This is a genomic window from Xenorhabdus sp. IM139775 (genome assembly GCF_028598745.1).
In the GTDB taxonomy this organism is placed as follows: domain Bacteria; phylum Pseudomonadota; class Gammaproteobacteria; order Enterobacterales; family Enterobacteriaceae; genus Xenorhabdus.
This window is the reverse complement of the sequence record NZ_JAQRFK010000108.1, coordinates 1-6,766: the sequence shown is the minus strand read 5'-3', so window position 1 is coordinate 6,766 and position 6,766 is coordinate 1. Positions and strand designations below refer to the sequence as shown.

6 protein-coding genes, 1 tRNA gene and 2 pseudogenes are annotated in these 6,766 nt (G+C 41.7%); 6 read left to right on the top strand and 3 right to left on the bottom strand.

Annotation, left to right across the window (positions count from 1 at the left end; all coding sequences use genetic code 11):
- Both PSI17_RS15515 and PSI17_RS15510 read left to right on the top strand, forming a co-directional pair.
- Positions 1-292, top strand: a pseudogene (locus tag PSI17_RS15515) (N-acyl homoserine lactonase); the annotation flags it as partial.
- A 310-nt stretch (positions 293-602) separates the two neighbouring features.
- The gene (locus tag PSI17_RS15510) at positions 603-1,100 is read left to right on the top strand and encodes a GNAT family N-acetyltransferase (RefSeq protein ID WP_273552836.1); all 498 of its coding nucleotides are present in this window, start codon (positions 603-605) and stop codon (positions 1,098-1,100) included.
- Positions 1,101-1,152: 52 nt separating this feature from the next.
- Here PSI17_RS15510 and PSI17_RS15505 read toward each other — a convergent pair.
- Positions 1,153-1,229: transfer RNA gene (locus PSI17_RS15505), tRNA-Asp, on the bottom strand.
- Positions 1,230-1,367: 138 nt separating this feature from the next.
- Positions 1,368-2,117, bottom strand: coding sequence for a DNA polymerase III subunit epsilon (gene dnaQ, locus PSI17_RS15500; protein ID WP_273552835.1), 750 nt, complete (start codon positions 2,115-2,117; stop codon positions 1,368-1,370).
- On the opposite strand from dnaQ, the pseudogene rnhA reads away from it, so the two are divergent.
- Positions 2,065-2,651 (top strand): annotated as a pseudogene (rnhA, locus tag PSI17_RS15495) (ribonuclease HI). The gene dnaQ and the pseudogene rnhA overlap by 53 nt on opposite strands.
- An 8-nt stretch (positions 2,652-2,659) precedes the next feature.
- Here the strand turns inward: rnhA and PSI17_RS15490 are convergent.
- Positions 2,660-3,379 (bottom strand): methyltransferase domain-containing protein, encoded by a 720-nt coding sequence (locus PSI17_RS15490; RefSeq protein WP_273552834.1) that lies wholly within the window; start codon positions 3,377-3,379, stop codon positions 2,660-2,662.
- A 51-nt stretch (positions 3,380-3,430) separates the two neighbouring features.
- Here PSI17_RS15490 and gloB point away from each other — a divergent pair, with 51 nt between their 5' ends.
- The 3 genes from gloB (at position 3,431) to PSI17_RS15475 (ending at position 6,400) form a co-directional block, all read left to right on the top strand.
- Positions 3,431-4,186, top strand: coding sequence for a hydroxyacylglutathione hydrolase (gene gloB / locus PSI17_RS15485; RefSeq protein WP_273552833.1), 756 nt, complete (start codon positions 3,431-3,433; stop codon positions 4,184-4,186).
- A gap of 72 nt (positions 4,187-4,258) precedes the next feature.
- On the top strand, positions 4,259-5,593 hold the full coding sequence (mltD, locus tag PSI17_RS15480; RefSeq protein WP_273552832.1) for a murein transglycosylase D: 1,335 nt from the start codon (positions 4,259-4,261) through the stop codon (positions 5,591-5,593).
- A gap of 252 nt (positions 5,594-5,845) precedes the next feature.
- Positions 5,846-6,400, top strand: a complete 555-nt coding sequence (locus PSI17_RS15475) for a MepB family protein (protein WP_273552831.1) — start codon at positions 5,846-5,848, stop codon at positions 6,398-6,400.
- Positions 6,401-6,766: the final 366 nt, after the last annotated feature.

Below are 6,766 nucleotides of genomic sequence, written 5' to 3'. Positions count from 1 at the left end.
AGCAAATCATGCTGATGCCTTTATACAGGGAGTTCAAGCTCGTTTACAGCTCTCGTTGACCGTAAATAATGAATTAATATTGGCTACTTGGCCTCAAAATATTCCCCATGAATTACCTATCGAAGCCTTTTTCTATCTTTCAGAAGGACTGGCGGGAGCGCAACATGATCAAAGAGACTTTCATAACACCACAGGGAAGATAATACCAATTATACGGATAGAGCTCCCTGCTAATTACAGTCAAGATGCTACTTTCACTTATAACCCAGAGGATCAAATTATTCGCAATTAAAATAATAATCAGAAAATAATTCTAAAAACAAAATTTAGTCCCGTCAAATATTATAACTAAGATTCAACAATAAGTAGAATGTGGCTATTTACGAAATAAATAGAGTTTCAATCGTAAATAGCCACAATGCAAAACTAAATTAAAAAACATTACAAACCATAACAATATCATTATAAAAATAATTTTAGTTGACATCTTTATATACTAAATATTAAGTTATCTATATCTTTTAAACCCTATTTTATGCTAACTCTTACTACAAATGACAAAACCCAACCTTACATCTGCTCCAATATCCGCTCCAACCATCATGCAATTAAATTCCATCAAGACAAAACGCGACGGGCTTATTCACTTACTGCATGATTGCGTCGAAAGTCATGCTTCCATCGGCTTTATTGCACCACTGGAAGAGAACGAAGCGGAGCAATATTGGCAGGATGTCGGAACAGATCTCACATCCGGTCACCGATTGCTGCTGGTCGCGCTAGACGGTGAAAACATTGCAGGTTCAGTGCAGCTTTCCCTCTGCAAGAAAAAGAACGGCCTGCATCGTGCTGATGTCGAAAAATTGATAGTACATACCGCCTATCGCCAGCGTGGGATTGGCAGAATGCTAATGGATGAACTGGAACATCAGGCAAAACAGCACCAGCGCAGTTTGCTGGTCTTAGATACACGTACCCATGATCCGGCTTCAGTGCTGTATCGAAAATGCGGTTTTATTGAAGCCGGGCAGATCCCAAACTTTGCGATGAATACCAATGGAGAATTTTCAGGAACAACCTATTTTTATAAGTTGATTTGAATTTTTCAGAAAAGAAAAAGCCCCGAGTCAAAAACTCAGGGCTTATAAATTCTGGCGGTGCGGACGGGACTCGAACCCGCGACCCCCGGCGTGACAGGCCGGTATTCTAACCAACTGAACTACCGCACCGCATGGTGTTCTGGTTAAGAACGGGGTGGATAATACGGTCTGCGGTAAATTACGTCAATCGCTTTTTATAGCAAAACGGTTCGTTTGCGCAATTTTTCACCTTAATCATGCAGTTATCTCCATTTTGCCGCTGTTTTATTAATGTTGCTGTTCTGGTTTGGAACGCCAAAGACAACCGCCTCCTTTCTTTTCCACCAGATCCAAACGAGATTCATGCTGAACTAATTCTTCATCAGAAGCATAAACAACCCTCAGCCCTGCCTGTGGGCGAGTGATCTGCTGGATTTCTGCAACCTGAGTAGTGCCTGACATTTCCCCTTCCATCGAAAAAGCTAATGATGTCTGGCCACCTGTCATTGCCAGATAAACATCAGACAGAATTTCGGCATCGAGTAATGCCCCGTGGAGAGTTCGTTTTGAGTTATCGATCTGGTAACGGTCACACAACGCATCAAGGTTATTACGCTTGCCTGGGAAAAGTTGCCTTGCTAGCGTCAGGCTATCTGTGATGGTACAGAACTCAGTAGTGGGTGGAATATCTCGGTTCAGTTTACTGAATTCATAATCCATAAAACCGATATCAAACGGTGCGTTATGAATAATCAACTCAGCACCACGGATAAACTCAATGAATTCATCAGCGATATCCGCAAATTTCGGTTTATCCTGCAAAAATTCATCACTAATACCGTGAACCTGAAATGCTTCGGGGTCAACCAAACGTTCTGGTTTGATATAAATATGAAAATGGCGCCCTGTCAGGCGACGGTTGATAACCTCCACAGCACCAATCTCAATGATGTTGTGTCCCTCATAGTGAACACCCAACTTGTTCATACCGGTTGTTTCGGTATCGAGGACGATTTGGCGGGTAATAGCAGTGCTCATAGTGTTTTTTTGTGTCAGACTTAGAGTTTTGATTAAAGATGATATAGGAAGAGTCTACCAAAGATGAACAAACAGGTAGAAATTTTCACCGATGGTTCTTGCCTTGGCAATCCCGGTCCTGGCGGATATGGCGTTTTACTCCGCTACCAACAACGGGAAAAGACCTTGAGTGATGGTTATTTTCACACCACCAATAACCGCATGGAGTTAATGGCAGCCATTATCGGGTTGGAAGCACTCAAACAACCCTGTACCGTGATCCTGACGACGGACAGCCAGTATGTGCGCCAAGGGATCACTCAATGGATCCATAACTGGAAAAAACGCGGCTGGAAAAAAGCGGATAAATCGCCCGTCATTAATGTCGATCTCTGGCAGCGACTCGATAATGCTATCTCGCTGCATGATATCGATTGGCGTTGGGTCAAAGGCCACGCCGGGCATCGGGAGAATGAACAGTGCGATGAGTTGGCTCGCATAGCCGCTAATAACCCTACCCAACCAGATAATGGTTATATCGAAAGCGAAAATTAACCCGTCAATTAATAGCGTCGGTGAATATTTTTCGCCGCACCCAACGCATTACTGAATTTCGGTTTCAACAATGTCGCCCGCATGGGGTTTAATGTCAATGGTATTGTCCGCTTGCGGGCAATAATGACATTCAGGCAACCAAATATTGACAGACAGGCGTTATCAAGACGCCTGCTACTTTTTTGCCACGGTAAAACATGGAAGTTCGCATGATGAATCACTTCATAATTCAGAAGACGCAGCCAATCTAATTGGCGCAACATTGAAAACATCCCGGCTCCGCAAGATTGACGACGATATACCGGGGAAATCACTTTCCTGAAACCCAGCAGGCTTATTGGATTAAACCCACTGATAATCAACCAACCATCGTCTATCATGATCCTATCAACTTCTCTCAAGAGCCAGTGTGGATCAATACTATAAGTCAACATATGCGCCAGCAAACAAGCATCAACAGATTTAGTGGCAAAAGGGAGGTAATGGGGATCAGTAATGACGCCCATATTTTGCCCTTGTGATCCGACATTGATTTGATGGCTGACCAAACAGGAGCGAGTATCAATTTCGCTACTTAAGTTACCGATTTTCACTAAATGAAAACCAAAGATTTTTGGCCACCACGGTTCCAATTGACGTTCCAGAGCGACACGGTAATATTCTCCCCAAGGTAACTCAGCCCAAGAAACAGGGGGGGTTATTTGCTTGATTGAACGTGCTGATCGCATGTCATCTTCCTTTCAACCTACTATAAACCTACTATGAAAATGAGGCATATAATGGAGCTTATCAGGATCCCAGCCCTTTCGGATAATTACATTTGGTTACTTTGTGATGAAAACAAGTATTGTGTCATTATCGATCCCGCTGCATCGCAACCTGTCATTGATATTCTAGCAGCAAACCAACTTATTCCCGCAGCGATCCTGCTGACACACCACCATTCTGATCACGTTGGCGGGGTTCCCCGATTACACGAACACTCCCCCAACCTCCCTGTATATGGCCCTAAAGAGACGCAAGATAAAGGCGTAACGCATATTGTCCATGAACATAACACCATTGAGATAGGAAATTTTTCTTTTCGTGTCATGGAACTGCCAGGGCATACACTTGGCCATATTGCATTCTATCAGGCACCCTATCTATTTTGTGGGGATACTCTGTTTTCTGGCGGTTGTGGGCGCCTGTTTGAAGGAACTGCCGAACAAATGTTTTCTTCGCTGGATAAAATTTCATCATTACCCAATGATACCTTGATCTGCTGTGCGCACGAATACACGGCAGCAAATATGAAATTTGCAAAAGCCGTATTACCTGATAACCAGATTATTCACGACTATTATCAAGAAATTCTTAAACTACGTGAAAATAATCAGGCAACAGTCCCCACAAATTTACAAACAGAGAAAAAAATCAATGTTTTCTTAAATTGTCACGATGTTGATTTACAAAAAAATATCGGTACCAAACCTAATTCAATGCCACTTTCTTCTGTTTTTCAGCAATTAAGGACTTATAAAGATCGGTTTTAGTTTTGTTGGGTTGTCTTCTGCGTGATAGGTCAGTATCATTGCTCACCTTTTATGCAAACCTCAGAAAAGAACATGAAGACAAAAGCGATATTGTTCGCCTCTGTTCTTCTTGCTGGGTGTCAATCGAGCCTGCAACCAAAGGCTCCTTCCCAGCAACAAGCACAGAAGAAGATGTCTTCAACGAATCAGAAAACAGACGGTATTGCAGAATCAGAAGATTCTGCAAACTGGAAAGTGAGTCCGACAGCCCAACAAGATTTGTGGGGACATATTCACGATGAGTTGAAGATGGAAATTCCTGATAATAGCAGGGTGCGCGAACAACAAAACTATTACTTAAAACACAAGAGCCATATCCAAAATGTAATATTACGTGCAGAACCGTATATTTATTGGATCGTTGAGCAACTTGATGAGCGACATATGCCAATGGAACTGGTATTTCTGCCCATCGTGGAGAGTGCATTTAACCCTCATGCGACTTCCTACGCCAAGGCAGCAGGCTTATGGCAGATTATCCCAAGTACAGGTCGTCATTATGGCCTGACACAAGATAAATGGTACGATGCCCGTCGTGACGTTGCGGCATCAACAACCGTCGCCCTTGATATGCTGGAACACCTCAATGCACGATTTCATGGGGATTGGCTTTTGACTATTGCCGCTTACAACAGTGGTGAAGGCCGGGTTCTGCGTGCAATCAAGGACAATAAAGCCCAAGGGAAACCCACCGATTTCTGGTCGTTGTCACTGCCACGGGAAACCATGCACTATGTTCCCAAGATATTGGCACTGAGTAATATCATTCGCCATAACGAAAAATTTAGCTTCAAACTTCCCAAGCCGAACAACCAACAAGCACTGGCGAAAGTGGAAGTAGGGCAACAAATTATGTTATCGCAGGCGGCTGAACTATCCGGCCTATCGCTGACATCAATCAGGGCATATAACCCCGGCTATAAACAAGGTATGACATCTCCTCATGGGCCGCATTACATTATGCTGCCCAAAATAAACGCAAACCAATTTAAGTCTTTTCTGGCAGATGAAAAGATCTTGCAAGACATTCGTCTGGCTGTGACGCACAACACGCGTGATCTACAGCAACAAAGCCACTATACGGTTCGTGCCGGAGATACATTGTCAGCAATTGCGAAGCGCTTCAAGACAACTCATCGCGAGTTGCAGAGGTTGAACAGTTTAAAAACCGCTGATCGGCTCAAGATCGGCCAAGTCCTAAAAGTTGATAATAATGGCCCCGTCACCTATCAAGTGCGCAAAGGTGATTCATTTTTCAGCATTGCTAAACGCCACGGTGTAAACCTAAATGATCTGATGAATTGGAATAAAAGCATCAGAATCAAAGATATTAAGCCGGGCATCGCGCTGACCCTTTATCTTAATTAAATGAGCTTGTTCTCTCCAAATGTATGGCTCCTGTCCTTTTGGGCAGGGAGTCAATCTCCCCGTTATTATTTCCAATAGCCGGAGATATAATCATATAACATGTGTAAATCTTGTTGATTTTGACGATAATTGATTTTCTGTATTCACTGATGTGAACCGAAATGCTTATTTCAATATGATAAACCAGCAGAGAATACACTAATTCATCTGATTTATTAACAAAACAACTCATCATTATTGGGATAATTTATTTTGTCATTATTAAAGCAAAAAACGATACATTCAGGCAATTTCCCTGATCTTTTTACCAAGATCAAAGAATATCTGTTATTGCCCTCCAGATTCCAACTGGATACGGTCCCTTATCTCGAACCAGAAAGCCGTGACTATAGCGCCATGCGGTTTCAATTGAATGGTCAGTCGGTTGTTTTTCGTCAGGCTAAAACGACCCCCAATAAGCAAGGGCAATTTGTCACGCTTTGGAAAAGGCCAACGCCAGATTCAGAAATAATGCCTTTTGAAGAGAGTGATGACATTGATTTTTGTCTGATAGCCACTTTTTCAGGGCATCAAAAAGGTATTTTTTTGTTCAATTCACATATTCTGTTAAAAAAAGGCATTTTCTCAAGCCAATCTAAAGAAGGTAAAAGAGCCATTCGGGTTTATCCAGCTTGGGTATCACCGATTTCAACGCAAGCAATCCAAACACAAAAATGGCAATCTTTATATTTTATAAATCTCGATAAACAAGAAACGGCCATTGAACAATTTAAGCGTATTTTCTTAAACCATAATGATAATAATTAGTTTGATTTATTATCACTTGTTTAAACATTATATCTGGGTGTAGATTACTCTCTGGAGATTGATAATAAGTGTTTATATTGAAATTTAACACTTCATCAAAAAAGACAAGGAAATACATATGCACAATAGTGGATATCTCGTGAAAACCTACGCTATTTTATTATGCGGGGGAAATTTATTGATCATGATTCATTAAAGAAATAGTCTGAATACGAGCATCCAAATTATTATTTATTCTTAAACTTGACCGATATCGTGCAAGTTTTTACGACAGATATCATTTGATCTCCCCAAGAGGATATTTCATGAAAAAAATAGCAATTTTAGTGTCATTAATTTCAGTAGCCACATTCCACCCCATCGCAA

Coding starts and splice junctions, on each gene's coding strand:
- PSI17_RS15510 (WP_273552836.1), top strand. CDS start 603: ATGCAATTAAATTCCATCAAGACAAAACGCGACGGGCTTATTCACTTA.
- dnaQ (WP_273552835.1), bottom strand. CDS start 2,117: ATGAGCACTGCTATTACCCGCCAAATCGTCCTCGATACCGAAACAACC.
- PSI17_RS15490 (WP_273552834.1), bottom strand. CDS start 3,379: ATGCGATCAGCACGTTCAATCAAGCAAATAACCCCCCCTGTTTCTTGG.
- gloB (WP_273552833.1), top strand. CDS start 3,431: ATGGAGCTTATCAGGATCCCAGCCCTTTCGGATAATTACATTTGGTTA.
- mltD (WP_273552832.1), top strand. CDS start 4,259: ATGAAGACAAAAGCGATATTGTTCGCCTCTGTTCTTCTTGCTGGGTGT.